The organism is Mycobacterium sp. IS-2888, assembly GCF_001954215.1.
In the GTDB taxonomy this organism is placed as follows: Bacteria; Actinomycetota; Actinomycetes; order Mycobacteriales; family Mycobacteriaceae; genus Mycobacterium.
This window is the reverse complement of record NZ_MBET01000111.1, coordinates 30,467-47,112: the sequence shown is the minus strand read 5'-3', so window position 1 is coordinate 47,112 and position 16,646 is coordinate 30,467. Positions and strand designations below refer to the sequence as shown.

The window sequence follows — 16,646 nt, the reverse complement described above, 5'->3', positions numbered from 1 at the left end:
ACGTCAGCTACCACCGCGACGCGTTCAACGAGCACATGCTGCTGCACCCGTTGTCCGCCCCGATGACGCTGCGCTGGCTCACCGACCGGTTCGCCCGCCGACCGCTGAGCGACCACCTCATCCGAACCGTGTGGCCGACGGCGTTCAACCCGATGACCTACGCGGGAATGGTGCGACTGCTCATGATCGGAGCCAAGGTCGTCACCGGCCGAAAGATTCGCCACCGACCGCTGTGAGCCCGTTGGGGGCCCGCTAGGAGACCGAGGCCTCCGGCTCCATCGGCAGCGCGCCCGACGGCTGATCGGCGGCGGGGACGTTCCCCAAATCGTCGCGGGCGTTCCCGGCGGCGAGTACCGCGTACACCAGCGCAGCGACGCCTGCCGGCCACAACAGGGTGAGGACCGCGTGCAGCGGACCCGGGCCGAAGAACACCGGCGGGGCCTGCACGACGTACGCGACCGCCGGCTTTCCGACCAGCGGCACGGCGTCGAAGTTCACCGCGCCGTAGCGCAGCAGAACCGACAGCGCACCCACAGCGCTGGCGGCCGCCGCGACCACCATCATGCCGACCGATAGGCCCACGACCATGGCCGGGCCTCGACGCTCGCGCCGCTGCCACGCCAGCACCGGCGCTATCACCGACACCACGGTGAGCAGGCCCAACATCAGGCAAGGCGCGTTGAAGAAGTGCCCGGATTCGGTGCCCAGGTACTCGTGCACACGCTCGCCCGCGCGGGTGATCGCCACCGCCACATGAATCGGCGGCGCAATCCACGCCCACAGGCCGCCGATCAACGCGCCTATCAACGAAAATCCCAGTGCCGCAACGGCAATCGGGCGCGCCCGGAAGGTGCGCGCGACGCTGGTCGGCTCCGGCCGGGAAGTTTCGGTCACCGCTGCGCCTCCAAGTCTGCCGAGTCCACCGCACCGTGCCGCGAGCACCGCGCCCGCCAGCCGTCGGGGCGAACCTGTACGACCATTCGGCGTCCGCATTCGGCGCAGAACCGCGGAGGCTCGAGGCCCAGCTGGGCCGCCGTCGGTGACACCGTGCCCCCCAATTCCCCGGTGTAGACGTTGTAGACACCGGCGCCGACCGGCGCGCCTAGATGCCGCACCACAAGTGTCAAACCTAGCCGCTACAAGCTGGCTTACAAGCTGGCATTGAGCGCCTTGATGGGCATCTGCAGATCGTCGAGCAGTTCCAGATCCGCCTCGGCCGGGCGGCCCAGTGTGGTCAGGTAGTTGCCGACGATGACGGCGTTGATGCCGCCCAGGATGCCCTTCTTGGCCCCGAGGTCGCCCAGGGTGATCTCGCGGCCGCCGGCGAAGCGCAACATGGTGCGCGGCAGCGCCAGCCGGAACGCGGCCACCGACTTCAGCGCCTCGCTGACCGGCAGCACGTCCAGGTCGCCGAACGGCGTGCCCGGCCGCGGGTTGAGGAAGTTCAACGGCACCTCGTCGGGACCGAGCTCGGCGAGCTCACCGGCGAATTCCGCGCGTTGTTCCAGGGTCTCTCCCATGCCGAGGATGCCGCCGCAGCAGACCTCCATGCCGGCGTCGCGCACCATCGACAGGGTCTGCCAGCGCTCCTCCCACGTGTGGGTGGTGACGACGTTGGTGAAGTACGAGCGCGCGGTCTCGAGGTTGTGGTTGTAGCGGTGCACGCCCATCGCCGAGAGCTGCTCCACCTGCTCGGCAGTCAGCATGCCCAGCGAGCAGGCGATGTTGATCTCGACCTCGTCGCGGATCGCCTCGATGCCGGCCGCGACCTGGGCCATCAGCCGCTCGTCGGGTCCGCGCACGGCGGCGACGATGCAGAACTCGGTGGCGCCCGATTTGGCGGTCTGCTTCGCGGCCTCCACCAGGGTCGGGATGTCCAGCCGGGCACTGCGCACCGGCGAGGTGAAGAGGCCCGACTGGGAGCAGAAGTGGCAATCCTCGGGGCACCCGCCGGTCTTCAGGCTGATGATGCCCTCGACCTCGACCTCCGGGCCACACCAGCGCATTCGCACCTCGTGGGCCAGCGCCAGCAGCTCGTCGAGCCGGTCGTCGGGGAGCCGCAGCACCCGCAGTACCTGGTCGGAGCTCAGCCCCTCGCCGCGCTCCAGGACCTGATCCCGGGCCACCGCCAAGATGTCCTTGTCGTCGCCGGCTTCGGCGCTCAGCCGAGTTGCCGCTTGAGTCACCCGTACTCTCCTGCCTCTTTCCCGTGTCCGCACGTCAGGACACGTCTGCCAGTCCTCGCGGCGGCAGCCCAAATGAAAAGGTGTTCAAAGTAGGGTAACGGCCGCCGTACATGCGAACCCCCGGGGTATACGACCACCATGACTGCCACGCACGTCGTCTACATGGCGCACCACATGCTTTTGCTCGCCGTCCCGGCGTTTCTGCCGGCGGTGATCGTCGTGGGGGTGGTCCTCTACGTCGCGCTGCGCGATCGCCGCGCCGGACGTCGCACTCCTGGCGATTCCGCTCCGCGATCTGACCCCGCCGACAAAAAGCGTGATTGACGGCCCCTCAATCTGGGCATTACCAACACGATCGCGAACTTACCTTCAAGTAAGAAGCGGTCGTCGGATCAATTTCTCCCGGGACGGCCCGGCGTGGTTGGGAGGGCATGACGATGAACGCGACGGAATTGACGATTGTTGCCGAGGCACCGGCGCGCGGTGCGGGGCTGAACCAGGTGATCGGGCTGTCGATCGCCGCGGTGGTGATAGCGGTGGCCATGCTGTGGATAGGGCATGCGCATCGCACCCATCGCATCGAATGGCTGACCCGGGCGGCCGACCGGATGGGCGAGAAGTTCCACCGGCCCAACTGGGTGGCCCTGCCGGTCCTGGTGTTCACCACATCGATCATCTGCGCCCTGTTCGGGTTCATCTGGGACGTCAGCTGGCACATCGGCAATGGCCGCGACCCCGGCCCGCTGGCCAACCCGGCGCACTACTTCATCATCATCGGCCTGTTCGGAATCTTCGTGGGCGGCATGCTTGCGGTGGTGCTGCCGTTCAGTAAGCCCGGCCCGGCGGCGGTGCGCATCACGGAGAACTGGTACGCGCCGGTGGGCGGCGTGCTGATGGCCGGCTGCGGGTTGTACGCGATGATCGGATTCCCGCTCGACGATATCTGGCACCGGATCTTTGGTCAGGATGTAACCCTTTGGGGCCCAACTCATTTAATGATGATCGGCGGCGCCTGCTTTTCGCTCTTCGCGGTGCTGATGCTGGAGCGCGAAGGCGAGGCCCAAGAGGCCGGGGAGGTCTACCACGGCCCCTTCATCACGTTGCTGCGCTACCTGTCCTTCGGCGGATTGTTCATCGGCCTGTCGGTCTACCAGATCGAGTTCGACTTCGGGGTCCCGCAGTTCCGCCTGGTGTTTCAGCCGATGCTGATCGCCGCGGCCGCCGCGCTTGCGGCGGTTGCCGCGCGCGTCACGATGGGACGGGGAGCCGCGGTCGTGGCGGCATTGTTCGCGATCGCACTGCGGGGCGGGGTGGCCCTGCTGGTTGGGCCCATCCTGGGCGCGCCGATCAACTGGTTCCCGCTCTATCTCGGCCCCGCGGTGGTGGTCGAGCTCCTCGCGCTGACGCCACTGTTCAAGCGCCCCATCGCTTTTGGTGCCGTCTCCGGCCTGGCCGTGGCGACCGTCGGGCTGTGGCTGGAGTCCCTGTGGATCGGAGCGGTCTACCCCTACCCCTGGCCGACGAAGATGTGGGGCGAGGCGCTGGCGATGTCGGTGCCCGTGGCGGTGCTGACCGGAATCTGCGGGGCGCTGTTCGGAATGGTGCTCACCGGCCAGCGCCTCCCAAGCCGGCGGATCGGCATCACCGTCGTCGCGTTGACGGTGTTGGTGATCGGCGGTGCGGTGGCCAACGGGCTGCACATCAATGTGCCGCGCCAAAACACCGCCACCGTCGCGCTGACGGACCAGCCCAGCCCCCCGGGGCAGCGCATGGTGACTGCCGACGTGCAGCTCACGCCCCCGTTCGTCAGCGACAACCCGGACTGGCTGTCGATCCTGTCCTGGCAGGGGCGGATGGAGAATAACCGCGGCCTGATGATCGACCGGCTCGCCAAGGTCGGACCCGGCCACTACCGGTCCACCCAGCCGGTTCCGGCGTGGGGATCCTGGAAGACGCTGCTGCGCGTGCAGGACGGCTACACGCTGACGGCGGTGCCGATCTACGAGCCGGCCGACGATGCCATCCCGGCGCCCGAGGTCCCCGCCCTGGCGTCGAGCACGCGGCCGTTCGTCCTGGAGGTCACCATCCTGCAGCGCGAACGCGACCAGGGCGCCCCGACGTGGCTGTTCACCGCCGGCGGGATCGTGGTGCTCTTCTTCACGCTGATGGTGATCACCGCCCTGACGTGGGGCGCCGGTCGCCTCGGCTACGCGACGGGTGAGCCGGAGCCGGTCGAGGAGAAGCAGTCCGTGCCCGGCGCTCCGCGAGCGGCGTGACGCTATGACGTTTCGTAACGCCCTCATTTCGACGTGGGCGGTGGCGGGAGTGTCGGCGTTGCTATGCGGCCTGGTTGCCTGCGGCGGTAAGTCGCCGAGCCCGCCGCCGGCCGCCGGCTTGGACATCAACGTCACGATCGCGAACGGCCAAGTCACTCCGACCAACGCCACGCTGCAGGCAAAGGTCAAGCAGCAGATCACCTTTCACGTCACCAGCGATGTCGCCGACGAGCTGCATGTGCACTCGGAGCCCGACCACAAGTTCCAGGTCGCGGCCGCACCGAATCAGACATTTCAATTCAGCGTCGACGTCCCTGGCAAAGTCGAAGTCGAGCTACACCACCTGGACCGCACGATCGCGACCATTCAAGTTCAACCGTGACGGTGCTGCTGGCACACGGCCTGGGTGGGTCGAGCGATCTCCCGGTCCCCTACGCCTACGCGATGGTCGGTGCGGCATGGGCCTTGACGTTCACCTTCGCCGTGGTCGCGTTCGCGTGGCGGAAACCGAGGTTTGACCCCGACGCGCCCGGCCGCGCCCTGCCGGCCGCGCTGACCACGTTGGTCGACGCCCGCGCGACGCGCTGGACGGCTGCGGCCGTGGCGCTGGCCTTCGCGGTCTGGGCGGTGCTGGCGGGTGTGTGCGGTCCGCAGACGCAGGCCAACGGCCTGCTGGGGGCGTTTTACGTGCTGCTGTGGGTGGGAGCGGTCGCGCTGTCCCTGGCGTTCGGCCCGGTGTGGCGGGTGATCTCGCCGGTGCGCACGGTGTACCTGCTGCTACGACGCGGCGCGCCGCAGCGACTGGGTCGGCCGCGGCTGACCTATCCCGAAAGCTGGGGCTACCGCCCGGCGGCGGCCGGCCTGTTCGCCTTCGTCTGGCTGGAATTGGCGAGCCCGAACTCGGCCTCGCTGCCGTGGGTGAAGGCGTGGCTGCTGGTCTATGTCGTGGTGTTGCTGGGCGGGGCGTGGCTGTGCGGCCAGCGCTTTCTGGCCCGCGTCGACCCGTTCGGCGTGTACAGCATGGCGGTGTCGCGGCTTTCACCGTTTCGCCGCTCGCCGGCGACCGGAAAGATCGTCGTCGGCAACCCGTTCGACCATCTGCCGTCCCTGCCCGTGCGCCCAGGTGTCGTCGCAATCCTGGCGGTGCTGCTGGGGTCGACGGCGTTCGACAGTTACTCGTCGTCGCCGACGTGGCGCGGCTTCGCTGACCGGGTTGCCGGCCTCGCCCACGGCGTGCCGCCGACCCTGTCGTCGTCGATCTTGCGGACGATCGGCCTGCTGGTGTTCGTTTCGGTTGTCGCACTTACCTTTTCGCTCGCGGCCCGGGCCACCGGTGGGGTCGACCGCGAGCAGCGCCGCGCGCTGCCCGGCCGGATGGCGCATTCGCTGATCCCGATCGTGGTGGGCTACATCTTCGCGCACTATCTGTCCTACCTCGTGGAGAGAGGACAGCAAGCCGTCATCGCCCTCGCCGATCCGTTCGGTCGCGGATGGAATCCGTTGGGGCTGGCGCACTCTCACGTCGCCTATGTGTTGTCGACGCATCCGTCGGTGCTGGCCGGCGTCAAGGTGGCGTGCGTGGTGACGGGCCACATCGTGGCGGTGATCGCCGCGCACGACAAGGCGCTTCGGCTGCTGCCCGCCGGCCATCAGCTCACCGGGCAGCTGACCATGATGCTGGTCATGGTCAGCTACACCTTCACCGGCCTGTACCTGCTGTTCGGCGGATAGCCGCGTCAGCCGATCAGGTGCTCGGCGCGCTTGGTCCCGTCCCAACGCCGTAGGCCCGCGAATCGCCCGTCGATCTGCGACGGCCGGCCCGCGATGCGCAGCGCCCGCCCGAGCTGGCCCCCGCCGACCCGGCGGGCCAGCGTGACGTGCGCGGTCCACTGGCCGGGCAGGCTGTTGGGCATCGGCGCGGGCACCAGATGCGGACCGCAGAGCCGATGCACCTCGGCGTGCAGCGTCAACAGCTCGGTCGTCGGCACCACCAGGCGCGCGAACACGACGTTCGCCCGGCCGAACAGCACCGGCGCGCCGATCGCCGCGACCAGCGGGAGCCGCTCGGTCAGCGGCCGCAGCAGCTCGTCGACGTCCACGGCAACGCGCTCGGCGACGGCCAGCGTCACATGCGGGCGACTGGCCGGCGCCTGGCTGGGGATGCCGGCGCCCGCCAGGTCGGCCCAGATGCGACGGATCACCGCCTCGGTGTCGTCGTCGAAGACCAGCTCGATCGAGTGGACCATCAGCCGACCAGTGTGGCTACCCAGTCGCGGTCGAACGCCGCCTTGCTGAGCGCCGCGAATTCCGCGGCGTGCATCGAGCCAGCGCCCGCGGGCAGCACCGCCCGCACCGGGGCGAGCCTGGTCAGCGCCGGCCGGTTCGACCTCTCCGCGGGCCCGGGCCGCGCCGGCCAGCTGCCGATCACCAAACCGGAGCACGAAACACCATGCGCGGCAAGCGCTTCCACGGTGAGCGCGGTGTGGTTGAGGGTGCCCAGCTCCGCGGTCACCGCGGCCAGCGCCGCGGCGCCCAGGTCGACGGCGAGATCGCGCAGGGTGACGCCGCCGTCGGCGAGTTCGACCAGCAGCCCGCCCGCACCCTCGACCAGGGTCAGCCGCCCCGGGCGATCCAGATCGCCGATGAGCCGCAGCACCTCCTGGCGGGTGGGTAGGGCCATCCCCGCCTGCTCGGCCGCGGCGGCCGGCGCCAGGGGCCGCGGGTAGCGCGCCAGGCCGGCGAGTTCACTCACCCCGGACAGCCGGGCCACGTCCGCGAGGTCGTCGTCGCCGCACTCGGTGCCGGTCTGGACGGGCTTACACACGGCCACGTCGATGCCGGCCTGACGCGCATGAGACGCCAGCGCCGCGGTGACGACCGTCTTACCGACCCCCGTGCCGGTGCCGGTGACGACCAGAACGGTCAACTGCGCGCCACGGCAAGCACGTCCGTCAGCACCCGGCGCGCGATCTCGAGTTCGGCGTCATCAAGCGACGCGCGCGCGGTCAGCCGCAGCCGCGACGTCCCGGCGGGCACCGTCGGGGGCCGGAAGCAGCCCACCTTCACGCCGGCATCCAGGCAGGCCGTCGCGGCGGCCAGCGCCACCTGCGGATCGCCCAGGATCACCGACACCACCGCCGACTGCGGCACGTCGGGTACCGCGCAGATCCCGGCCAACGTGCCGGCGTGCCGCAGCACCGCCTGCGGCCGCCACGGCTCGGACCGCAGGATTTGCAGCGCCGCCCGCGCGGCACCCACCGCCGCGGGGGCCAGGCCGGTGTCGAAGATGAATGGTCGGGCGGCATCGATCAGGTGGGCCCGCACCTGCGCCGGGCCCAGGACTGCCCCGCCCTGGCTGCCGAGCGCCTTGGACAGCGTGGTGGTCATCACGACGTCGGGCGCGCCCGCGAGCCCGAGCTCGTGCAGCAGCCCGCGCCCGCCGCCACGCACACCCAGGCCGTGCGCTTCGTCGACGATGAGCAACGCGCGGTGTCGCCGGCACACGTCGTGCAGCTCCCGCAGGGGCGCGAGCGCACCGTCGGCGCTGAACACCGAGTCGGTGATGACGACGGCGCGTTCCTCGCCGCGCGAACCCAGCGCCGCGTCCACCGCGCCGAGGTCGCGGTGCGGGGTGACCACCACCCGGGCACGCGATAGCCGGCACGCATCGACCAGGGACGCGTGCGAGTACGCGTCGGAAACCAGCAGCGAACCGGGGCCGGACAGCCCGACGACGGCCCCGAGATTGGCGGTGTATCCCGATGAGAACAGCAAACCCGTTGCGGCGCCGACATACTCGGCGAGCTCGGCCTCGAATTGCTGGTGCAGTTCGGTGTCGCCGGTGACCAGGCGCGAGCCCGTGGCGCCGGCGCCCCAAATGCGCAGCGCCTGCACGCCGCCCTCGATGACGTCGGGATGCTGCGAGAGCCCCAGGTAGTCGTTCGATGCGAGGTCCAGCTCGGTCGCGACGGCCGGCCGCGGCCGCAGCGAACGGCGCAGCCCGGCCTCGCGGCGCTGGGTCTCCACCGTCTCCAGCCAGGCCAGCGGGGAAACCTCGATCGGTGCCTGCTGGGCGGCGTTCATAGACCTAGAGCCTACGAGAGCCGACGAGGCGAGCGACCACGGCCGTCGCCGAGGTGATCCCTTTAGTCATGTTTTGTTAACTTTTTTGGGGGCTGGGGAGCTTAGGGTGCCGGGATGTTGCTCCGGGATGTTGCTCCGGGATGTTGCTAAGGAGGGGTCAGAGATGATGACTGTCACACGCAGTTTGGCCGTAGCCGCGGGCGTCGCCGCCGTCGCTGTCGGGGCAGCGGCTCCGGCGTTCGCCGCTCCCGAACTGAGCGGCCACTACATCGAAACCGAAACCGCCGCGAACGACCGAAGCACGACCGACAACTGGTACTTCTCTTCCTGCGGTGACGGTTGCGCCTCGGTGGCTCGCAAAGGCGCCAAGGCCTTTGGGCAGGCGAAGTTGGTCGGCGGCCAATGGACGCTTGACGTCGCAGGCGAGACCGCAATGTGCCCGGACGGCAGCCAGGTCCCCAACGCTCTCTCAGCGCACTACACGTGGAACCCGAGCACCCTGGCCGGCACCGTCCAGACGACCGCCGACGCGCCGGAATGCGGCGATCCGGCGGGGTTTCAGGTCACCGACAACATCCAACTGCGGCAGGCCTGACGCGGGGTTTCAGCCCACCAGGCGCGCGACCTCGACCATCGCCGAGGTGATTCGCGCGATCTCGTCGGCTGAACAGATGTAGGGCGGCATGGCATAAACCAGGTTGCGGAACGGGCGCAACCAGACGCCGTGGTCGAGCGCCGCGGGGGTGGCGACGGACAGGTCGACGGTTCGCTGGCACTCGATGACCCCGATGGCGCCGCACACCCGGACGTCGGTCACGCCGGGCAGCGCGCGGGCGGGTTCGAGGCCGTCGGCCAGCCCGCCGGCGATTTCGGCGATCCGCGGCCGCCAGTCCTGGCCGAGCAGCACCTCGACGCTGGCCACCGACACCGCGCAGGCCAGCGGGTTGGCCATGAAGGTGGGCCCATGCATCAGCGCGCCGGCCTCGCCTGAGCTGATGGTATGGGCGATGTCGGTGGTGCACAGGGTGGCGGCCAGGCTGACGTAGCCGCCCGTGAGCGCCTTGCCGACGCACATGATGTCCGGGCTCACCCCGGCATGGTCGGCGGCGAAGAGCTCGCCGGTGCGCCCGAAGCCGGTCGCGATCTCGTCGAAAATGAGCAGGACGTCGTGGCGGTCGCAGATGTCGCGCAGGTCGCGCAGGTAGCGGGGGTCGTGGAAGCGCATCCCACCGGCACCCTGCACGACGGGTTCGACGATGACGGCCGCGAGTTCGGCGGCGTGGGAGGCCAGCTGTTCCTCGAACGCCGCGCTGTAGGCGGGGTCGTGCTCGCGTGGCACCTGCGGGGCGAACACCTGCCGGGCCAGGACGTCGGTCCACAGCGAGTGCATGCCACCGTCCGGGTCGCAGACGCTCATCGGCGTGAACGTGTCGCCGTGGTACCCGCCGCGCCAGGTCATCAGCCGGTGCTTTCCTGGCCGGCCGCGGCTGCGCCAGTACTGCAGCGCCATCTTGACCGCGACCTCCACCGACACCGACCCCGAGTCACTGAAGAAAACCGTCTCCAGTCCCGCTGGGGTGATCTGCACCAGCAGCTGCGCCAGCCGGGCCGCGGGCTCGTGGGTCAGCCCGCCGAACATGACGTGGTTCATGGTCCCCAGCTGCGCGGCCAGCGCCGCATCCAGCACCGGATGGCCGTGCCCGTGAATCGCCGTCCACCACGAGCTCATCGCGTCCAGCACGTCGATCGGGGTGCCGGCCCTGACCAGCTTCAGCCAGGCGCCGCGGGCGCCGACGGCCACCACGGGCGCGACCGCCTCGCTGCCGATGGTGCTGTAGGGGTGCCACAGGTGCGCGGCGTCGATCGCACTGATTTGCTCGGGCGTCAACCCGGCCCTCGCCGCAGGCATAGAGACCGAGCGTAAAGCAGTCGGTTCGCGCAAACCCCGACCATGGGGAAGCATCTATCGGCATGGCGCTGCCCTACCCGTTCAACGACCCGCACCGCGGCGATTCCTCGTCGATGCGCTCCGGCGCCGACGACTCCCCGCCGGTTGCGGCCGATTCAGACGACTTCCGGCCGGTGCCCTACGTCTCGGACCTCGCGCCCGAGGAGAAGCCGCGGGTCATTCGGCTGCGGGTAGCCGTCTGGGACCTGATCTGCACGGTGGTGCTAGTGACACTGCTCGTCGTCATGGCCGCGGCGACAACTTGGCCATCGAAGCTCTACGGGTTCCTGGCAGAGGTGTGCACTGATGAGACGTGTGGGCTGGTTCCCTATGGCATCGACATGTACATCTATCCGCTGGTGTGGGGCGGGATCGGCGCGGCGGTGGCCGCGGCCGTGATCGGCCCCGTCGTTTCCCTCTTGAAGGGCTGGTACATGTCCTTCTGGCCGGTTTTGGCCCTCGGCATTCTCATAGTCAGCTCGACGGCCGCCTCGATGATCACGATCTTCAGCCAGCGTTATTGGCACTGAGCGCGAGGCGGCGGTTGCGTTTGGCGAACCTTGGCGGCCGCGCACCTATATGAGACCGAAATCACAACGGCGCTCGCGGGATTCGACGCGCCAGTCACCGTCCGGTCACGGTCCGACAAATAATCCCGCGTGGGGCTCACCAGCTATTTTCCGCATGCAACTTCTGTTGTAAAAGTGTCTGTAGTGACTGGTGTGATTCAACGGGCGACCGACTGATTCACGTTCCGAGTCATCAGGCGGCGGTCGACCCCGGCGTGGTGGTCGTCGCCATCGACCCGAGCGAGCCCAGAGAGGTTGCACTCCGATGAAACGCATCTACTCCTTCGCCATCGGCCTGGCCGTGCTGCTGGCCCCGATGGCCACCGCCGAGCTGGCCACCGCCGGCCTGGCAGCCGCCGACCCCGGCGCCCGGCAGATGGACTACCAGCAGGTCACCGACATCGTGGTCCAGCGTGGTCTGTCGCAGCGCGGCGTGCCGTACTCGTGGGCGGGCGGCGGCGTCAACGGCCCGAGCCGCGGCACCGGTACCGGCATCAACACCGTCGGATTCGACGCCTCGGGCCTGATGCAGTACGCCTACGCGGGTGCCGGGATCAAGCTGCCGCGTTCCTCCGGCGCGATCTACCGCGTCGGCCAGAAGGTCCTGCCGTCGCAGGCACGCAAGGGCGACATGATCTTCTACGGCCCGGAGGGCACGCAGAGCGTCGCGATGTACCTGGGGAACAACCAGATGCTCGAGGTGGGTGACGTCGTCCAGGTTTCGCCCGTGCGCAGCAACGGCATGACCCCGTACCTGGTGCGTGTCCTCGGAACCCAGGCGGGCCCACAGGCGCCGCTGCAGCAAGCGCCGGTCCAGCAGACGCCCCAGCAGGTTCCGGCGCAGCAAACCCCGGGCCAGCAGGTTCCGACGCAGCAGCTGCCCGCACAGCAGGTTCCGACACAGCAGGCGCCCGGGCAGGCCCCGTTGCAGCAGTCGCCGACGCAGCAGCTGCCCGGCCAGGCCCCGTTGCAGCAGGTTCCGACGCAGCAGGCCCCGTTGCAGCAGGTTCCGACGCAGCAGGTGCCCGTTCAGCAAGCGCCGGTGCAGCAGGCACCATGGCAACCCCAGGTCGGTACCGTGCGATAACCCCTCAGCCGCCCGACCAGCCGCCACCCGCTTCCTCGCACTGAGGAGCGGGTGGCGTTTTCGGTAAATTAGCGATCGACCATGCCGACCCTGCCACCGCCTCCGCCGCCGATCGCCACCGCGAATCCGGTCGCTGCCAGGGCGCCCGGGGCGGTGGCAGGGTCGGGCTTTTATCGCTACGACCTCGACGGGCTGCGCGGCATTGCGATCGCGCTCGTCGCGATGTTTCACATCTGGTTCGGGCGGGTCTCCGGCGGCGTGGACGTGTTCCTGGCCCTGTCCGGTTTCTTCTTCGGCGGCAAGATTCTCCGCGCCGCCCTCGATCCGGCCGTTTCGCTGTCACCGATAGCGGAAGCGACCCGGCTGGTCCGCCGGCTGGTTCCCGCGTTGGTCGTCGTCCTGGCCGGGTGCGCGCTGCTGACCATCCTGGTGCAACCGCAAACCCGCTGGGAGACCTTCGCCGACCAGAGCCTGGCCAGCCTCGGCTATTACCAGAACTGGGAGCTGGCCAACACCGCGTCGGATTACCTGCGAGCCGGTGAAGCCGTCAGCCCGTTGCAGCACATCTGGTCGATGTCGGTACAGGGCCAGTTCTACATCGCCTTCCTGTTGCTGGTGGCCGGGTGCGCCTACCTGTTCAGGCGCCGGCTGGGCGCGCACTTACGGACCTTGTTCATCGTGCTGCTGACCGTGCTGACGGTGGCCTCGTTCGGGTACGCGATCGTCGCGCATCTGGACAACCAATCGATCGCCTACTACGACAGCTTCGCGCGGGCGTGGGAGCTGCTGCTGGGCGCGCTCCTCGGGGCGCTGGTGCCCTACGTCCGCTGGGCGATGTGGCTGCGCACCGCCGTTGCCGCCGTCGCGCTGGCGGCCGTCGTGTCGTGCGGGGCCCTGATCGACGGCGTCAGAGAATTTCCCGGCCCGTGGGCGCTGGTCCCGGTCGGGGCCACCATGCTGATGATCCTCGCCGGGGCCAACCTGCACGGCCGGCCCGAGGGCCGGATGCCGCTGCCGAATCGGCTGCTGGCGGCGGGGCCGCTGGTTGCCCTGGGTGCGATGGCGTACTCGCTGTACCTGTGGCACTGGCCGCTGCTCATCTTCTGGCTGTCCTATACCGGCCACAAGCACGCGGGCTTCGTGGAAGGCGCGGCCATATTGCTGGTGTCCGGGGTGCTGGCACACCTGACCACGCGGCTCGTGGAGGATCCGCTGCGGTATCGGACGACGAACGGCAGGCAAGCCAGCACGGCCCCGGCGCTCCCCTGGCCGGCGCGGTTCGGCCGGCCGACGATCGCGCTGGGGTCCGCGGTGGTGCTGTTGGCCGTCACGCTCACGGCGACGTCGTTCACGTGGCGTCAGCACGTCACCGTGCTGCGCGCCGCGGGCAAGGAACTGAGCGTGCTCAACCCGCAGGACTACCCCGGCGCCCGCGCCCTCACCGAACACGTGCGGGTGGCGGCGCTGCCGATGCGGCCTACGGTCTTGGAGGTCAAGCAAGACCTCCCGGTCTCCACCAGGGACGGGTGCATCAGTGACTTCGTCAACCCCGCGGTTGTCAACTGCACTTACGGCGACGTCGCGGCCACCCGAACCATCGCCCTGGCCGGCGGGTCCCATGCCGAACATTGGCTGCCGGCGCTGGATGTGCTCGGCCACGCGCACCACTTCAAGGTCGTGACCTATCTGAAGATGGGTTGCCCGTTGTCCACCGAAGAAGTCCCCTTGATCATGGGCAACAACGCGCCCTACCCGCAGTGCCGCGAATGGGTCCAACGCACGATGAGCAAGCTGATCACCGACCGTCCCGACTACGTGTTCACCACGACGACGCGGCCGTGGAACATCAAAACCGGCGATGTGATGCCCGCCACCTACATCGGAATCTGGCAAACGTTGTCCGACAACAACATTCCGATCCTCGGTATCCGTGACACCCCCTGGCTCGTCAAGAACGGCCAACCGTTCGATCCGGCGGATTGCCTGGCCAAAAAGGGCGGCAACGGGCAGTCATGCGCGGTCAAACGTTCCGATGCGCTGGCCGAGCACAACCAGACCCTCGATTTCGTCGAGCAGTTCCCGCTGCTCAAGGTGCTCGACATGTCGGACGCGATATGCCGCGCCGATGTCTGCCGCCCGGTGGAAGGAAACGTGCTGATTTACCACGGCGCTCACCACATCACCCCCACCTACATGCGGACGATGGCCCACGAACTGGGCCGGCAGATCGCGGCGAACACCGGTTGGTGGTGAGGCAGCCGCACCCAGCCGGCGCGGATAAGGTCGAGGGATGCCGTCGAACAAACCACCCGCGACTTCGGGCGTCGCGGAACCCGATACGGAAGAGTCCGCACCCACCCTGCCCACCGTGTGGCCGGGCAATGCCTACCCGCTCGGGGCCGCCTATGACGGCGCGGGAACTAACTTTTCGCTGTTTTCCGAGATCGCAGACAAGGTCGAGCTGTGCCTGATCGACGCCAACGGCGGCGAGTCGCGCATCGCCCTCGACGAGGTCGACGGATACGTCTGGCACGCGTATCTGCCGAACATCACCCCGGGCCAGCGCTACGGCTTTCGCGTGTACGGACCATTCGATCCGGCCGCCGGCCACCGGTGTGACCCGAGCAAGTTGCTGCTCGACCCGTACGGGAAGGCTTTCCACGGTGATTTCAGGTTCGGCCAGGCGCTGTACTCGTATGACATGAGCGCGGTCGACCCGGAGACCAACGGGGTCGACACCGGCACGCCGCCCATGGTCGACTCGCTCGGCCACACCATGACCAGCGTGGTGAGCAATCCCTTCTTCGACTGGGGTTCCGACCGGGCGCCGCTCACCCCGTATCACGAAACAGTCATCTACGAGGCCCATGTCAAGGGCATGACGCAGACCCATCCCGGTGTCCCCGAGGGGCTTCGGGGCACCTATGCCGGGCTGGCCCACCCGGTGGTCATCGACCACGTCAAATCGCTGAATGCGACGGCGCTGGAACTGATGCCGGTTCACCAATTCATGCACGACTCGCGGCTGCTGGACCTGGGGCTGCGAAACTACTGGGGCTACAACACGTTCGGGTTCTTCGCCCCGCACAACCAGTACGCGTCAAACCGCGACGCCAGCGTCGCCGAGTTCAAAACGATGGTGCGCAGCCTGCACGAAGCCGGCATCGAGGTCATTCTCGACGTGGTCTACAACCACACCGCCGAAGGCAACCACCTGGGGCCGACCATCAACTTCCGCGGCATCGACAACGCGGCCTACTACCGGCTGGTCGACGAGGACCTGCGGTTGTACAAGGACTTCACCGGCACCGGCAACAGCCTCAACGCCCGTCATCCGCATGTGCTTCAGCTGATCATGGACTCGCTGCGCTACTGGGTGACCGAGATGCACGTCGACGGGTTCCGGTTCGACCTGGCTTCCACGCTGGCCCGCGAGCTGCACGACGTGGACCGGCTGAGCGCGTTTTTCGATCTGGTGCAACAGGATCCGATCGTCAGCCAGGTCAAGCTGATCGCCGAGCCGTGGGACGTCGGCGAGGGCGGCTATCAGGTCGGCAACTTCCCGGGTTTGTGGACCGAGTGGAACGGGAAGTACCGGGATACTGTGCGTGACTACTGGCGGGGTGAGCCCGCGACCCTCGGCGAGTTCGCCTCCCGGCTGACCGGGTCGTCGGACCTCTACGAGGTTACCGGCCGGCGCCCCAGCGCGAGCATCAATTTCGTCACCGCGCACGACGGCTTCACGCTCAACGACCTGGTGTCCTACAACGAGAAGCACAACGAGGCCAACGGCGAAGACAATCGCGACGGGGAAAGCCACAACCGGTCGTGGAACTGTGGCGTCGAGGGCCCCACCGACGACCCGGAGATCGTCGAGCTGCGTTGCCGCCAGATGCGCAATTTCTGGGCCACCCTGATGGTCAGCCAGGGCACACCGATGATCGCCCATGGCGATGAGATCGGGCGGTCGCAGAACGGCAACAACAACGTCTACTGCCAGGACTCCGAATTGTCTTGGATGGATTGGTCTTTGGTCGACAAGAACGCCGACCTGCTGGCGTTCGCGCGCAAGGCGACCAGCCTGCGCAAGGACCATCCGGTGTTCCGCCGGCGCCGGTTCTTCGAGGGCGAGCTGATCCGAACCGGCGACGAGGTTCGCGATATCGCCTGGCTGACACCGGGCGGGCGGGAGATGACCCACGAGGATTGGGACAAGAGCTTCCACCATCGCTGTGTGGCGGTGTTTCTCAACGGCGACGCCATCGCCGCGCCCGATGCCCGCGGCGAGCACGTGGTCGATGACTCGTTTCTGTTGTGCTTCAACGCCCACGACGACTACGTGGAGTTCGTCGCCCCGCACGACGACTATGCGCGCGAGTGGACCGTCGAACTGGACACCAACCACCCCGCCGGCGACGCCGATTCGGTTGTGGCGGCCGAAGAGAAGTTCGAAGTGCCGGCCCGCTCGTTGCTGATCCTGCGTAAGACCGCCTGACG

The 16,646-nt window shown here is 68.4% G+C and carries 16 protein-coding genes and 1 pseudogene; 10 read left to right on the top strand and 7 right to left on the bottom strand.

Annotated elements, in window-relative coordinates; all coding sequences use genetic code 11:
• On the top strand, window positions 1–236 hold a 236-nt coding region (locus A5745_RS22830), incomplete at its 5' end, for a lipase family protein (RefSeq protein WP_217695300.1).
• Between the two features lie 16 nt (window positions 237–252).
• Here A5745_RS22830 and A5745_RS22825 read toward each other — a convergent pair.
• From A5745_RS22825 to bioB, 3 genes are read right to left on the bottom strand one after another with little or no spacing between them, the layout of a single operon-like run.
• Window positions 253–894: a DUF2567 domain-containing protein gene (locus A5745_RS22825; protein ID WP_076119130.1), complete on the bottom strand. Its 642-nt coding sequence runs from the start codon at window positions 892–894 to the stop codon at window positions 253–255.
• Window positions 891–1,118 carry a hypothetical protein gene (locus A5745_RS22820; RefSeq protein ID WP_076119128.1) on the bottom strand — a complete coding sequence of 76 codons (228 nt, stop codon included), beginning with the start codon at window positions 1,116–1,118 and terminating at the stop codon, window positions 891–893. The genes A5745_RS22825 and A5745_RS22820 overlap by 4 nt, the downstream gene beginning before the upstream one ends.
• 30 nt (window positions 1,119–1,148) lie before the next feature.
• Window positions 1,149–2,186: a biotin synthase BioB gene (gene bioB, locus A5745_RS22815; RefSeq protein ID WP_076119126.1), complete on the bottom strand. Its 1,038-nt coding sequence runs from the start codon at window positions 2,184–2,186 to the stop codon at window positions 1,149–1,151.
• Between the two features lie 138 nt (window positions 2,187–2,324).
• Here bioB and A5745_RS22810 point away from each other — a divergent pair, with 138 nt between their 5' ends.
• The 4 genes from A5745_RS22810 to A5745_RS22795 all read left to right on the top strand — a co-directional run bounded on the left by A5745_RS22810 (window position 2,325) and on the right by A5745_RS22795 (window position 6,193).
• Entirely contained in the window at window positions 2,325–2,510 is a 186-nt protein-coding gene (locus A5745_RS22810; RefSeq protein ID WP_076061913.1) for a hypothetical protein, read from the top strand.
• A gap of 113 nt (window positions 2,511–2,623) precedes the next feature.
• Window positions 2,624–4,462 (top strand): hypothetical protein, encoded by a 1,839-nt coding sequence (locus A5745_RS22805; protein ID WP_076119141.1) that lies wholly within the window; start codon window positions 2,624–2,626, stop codon window positions 4,460–4,462.
• A 4-nt stretch (window positions 4,463–4,466) separates the two neighbouring features.
• Entirely contained in the window at window positions 4,467–4,844 is a 378-nt protein-coding gene (locus tag A5745_RS22800; RefSeq protein WP_076119123.1) for a hypothetical protein, read from the top strand.
• Window positions 4,841–6,193: a hypothetical protein gene (locus A5745_RS22795; protein ID WP_076119121.1), complete on the top strand. Its 1,353-nt coding sequence runs from the start codon at window positions 4,841–4,843 to the stop codon at window positions 6,191–6,193. Before A5745_RS22800 ends, A5745_RS22795 begins: the two co-directional genes overlap by 4 nt.
• Before the next feature lie 5 nt (window positions 6,194–6,198).
• Here A5745_RS22795 and A5745_RS22790 read toward each other — a convergent pair whose 3' ends face one another.
• From A5745_RS22790 to A5745_RS22780, 3 genes are read right to left on the bottom strand one after another with little or no spacing between them, the layout of a single operon-like run.
• Window positions 6,199–6,708 carry a 2'-5' RNA ligase family protein gene (locus tag A5745_RS22790; protein WP_076119119.1) on the bottom strand — a complete coding sequence of 170 codons (510 nt, stop codon included), beginning with the start codon at window positions 6,706–6,708 and terminating at the stop codon, window positions 6,199–6,201.
• Window positions 6,708–7,388 carry a dethiobiotin synthase gene (gene bioD / locus A5745_RS22785; protein WP_076119117.1) on the bottom strand — a complete coding sequence of 227 codons (681 nt, stop codon included), beginning with the start codon at window positions 7,386–7,388 and terminating at the stop codon, window positions 6,708–6,710. The genes A5745_RS22790 and bioD overlap by 1 nt, the downstream gene beginning before the upstream one ends.
• Window positions 7,385–8,545: an 8-amino-7-oxononanoate synthase gene (locus tag A5745_RS22780; RefSeq protein ID WP_076119115.1), complete on the bottom strand. Its 1,161-nt coding sequence runs from the start codon at window positions 8,543–8,545 to the stop codon at window positions 7,385–7,387. Before A5745_RS22780 ends, bioD begins: the two co-directional genes overlap by 4 nt.
• Window positions 8,546–8,708: 163 nt before the next feature.
• On the opposite strand from A5745_RS22780, the gene A5745_RS22775 reads away from it, so the two are divergent.
• Complete coding sequence (locus A5745_RS22775) at window positions 8,709–9,140, top strand: hypothetical protein (RefSeq protein ID WP_076119113.1); 432 nt, start codon at window positions 8,709–8,711, stop codon at window positions 9,138–9,140.
• A 9-nt stretch (window positions 9,141–9,149) separates the two neighbouring features.
• On the opposite strand, the gene A5745_RS22770 is transcribed toward A5745_RS22775, so the two are convergent.
• Window positions 9,150–10,454: an adenosylmethionine--8-amino-7-oxononanoate transaminase gene (locus tag A5745_RS22770; protein ID WP_076061925.1), complete on the bottom strand. Its 1,305-nt coding sequence runs from the start codon at window positions 10,452–10,454 to the stop codon at window positions 9,150–9,152.
• A 62-nt stretch (window positions 10,455–10,516) separates the two neighbouring features.
• Here A5745_RS22770 and A5745_RS22765 point away from each other — a divergent pair, with 62 nt between their 5' ends.
• The 4 genes and pseudogenes from A5745_RS22765 (at window position 10,517) to glgX (ending at window position 16,644) form a co-directional block, all read left to right on the top strand.
• Complete coding sequence (locus tag A5745_RS22765) at window positions 10,517–11,023, top strand: hypothetical protein (protein WP_254848643.1); 507 nt, start codon at window positions 10,517–10,519, stop codon at window positions 11,021–11,023.
• Between the two features lie 304 nt (window positions 11,024–11,327).
• Window positions 11,328–11,987, top strand: a pseudogene (ripD, locus tag A5745_RS22760) (NlpC/P60 family peptidoglycan-binding protein RipD); the annotation flags it as partial.
• Window positions 11,988–12,230: 243 nt separating this feature from the next.
• Window positions 12,231–14,402: an acyltransferase family protein gene (locus A5745_RS22755; RefSeq protein ID WP_076119109.1), complete on the top strand. Its 2,172-nt coding sequence runs from the start codon at window positions 12,231–12,233 to the stop codon at window positions 14,400–14,402.
• Window positions 14,403–14,439: 37 nt separating this feature from the next.
• A complete protein-coding gene (gene glgX / locus A5745_RS22750; protein ID WP_076119107.1) occupies window positions 14,440–16,644 on the top strand; it encodes a glycogen debranching protein GlgX in 2,205 nt (734 codons plus the stop codon).
• Window positions 16,645–16,646 lie beyond the last annotated feature (2 nt).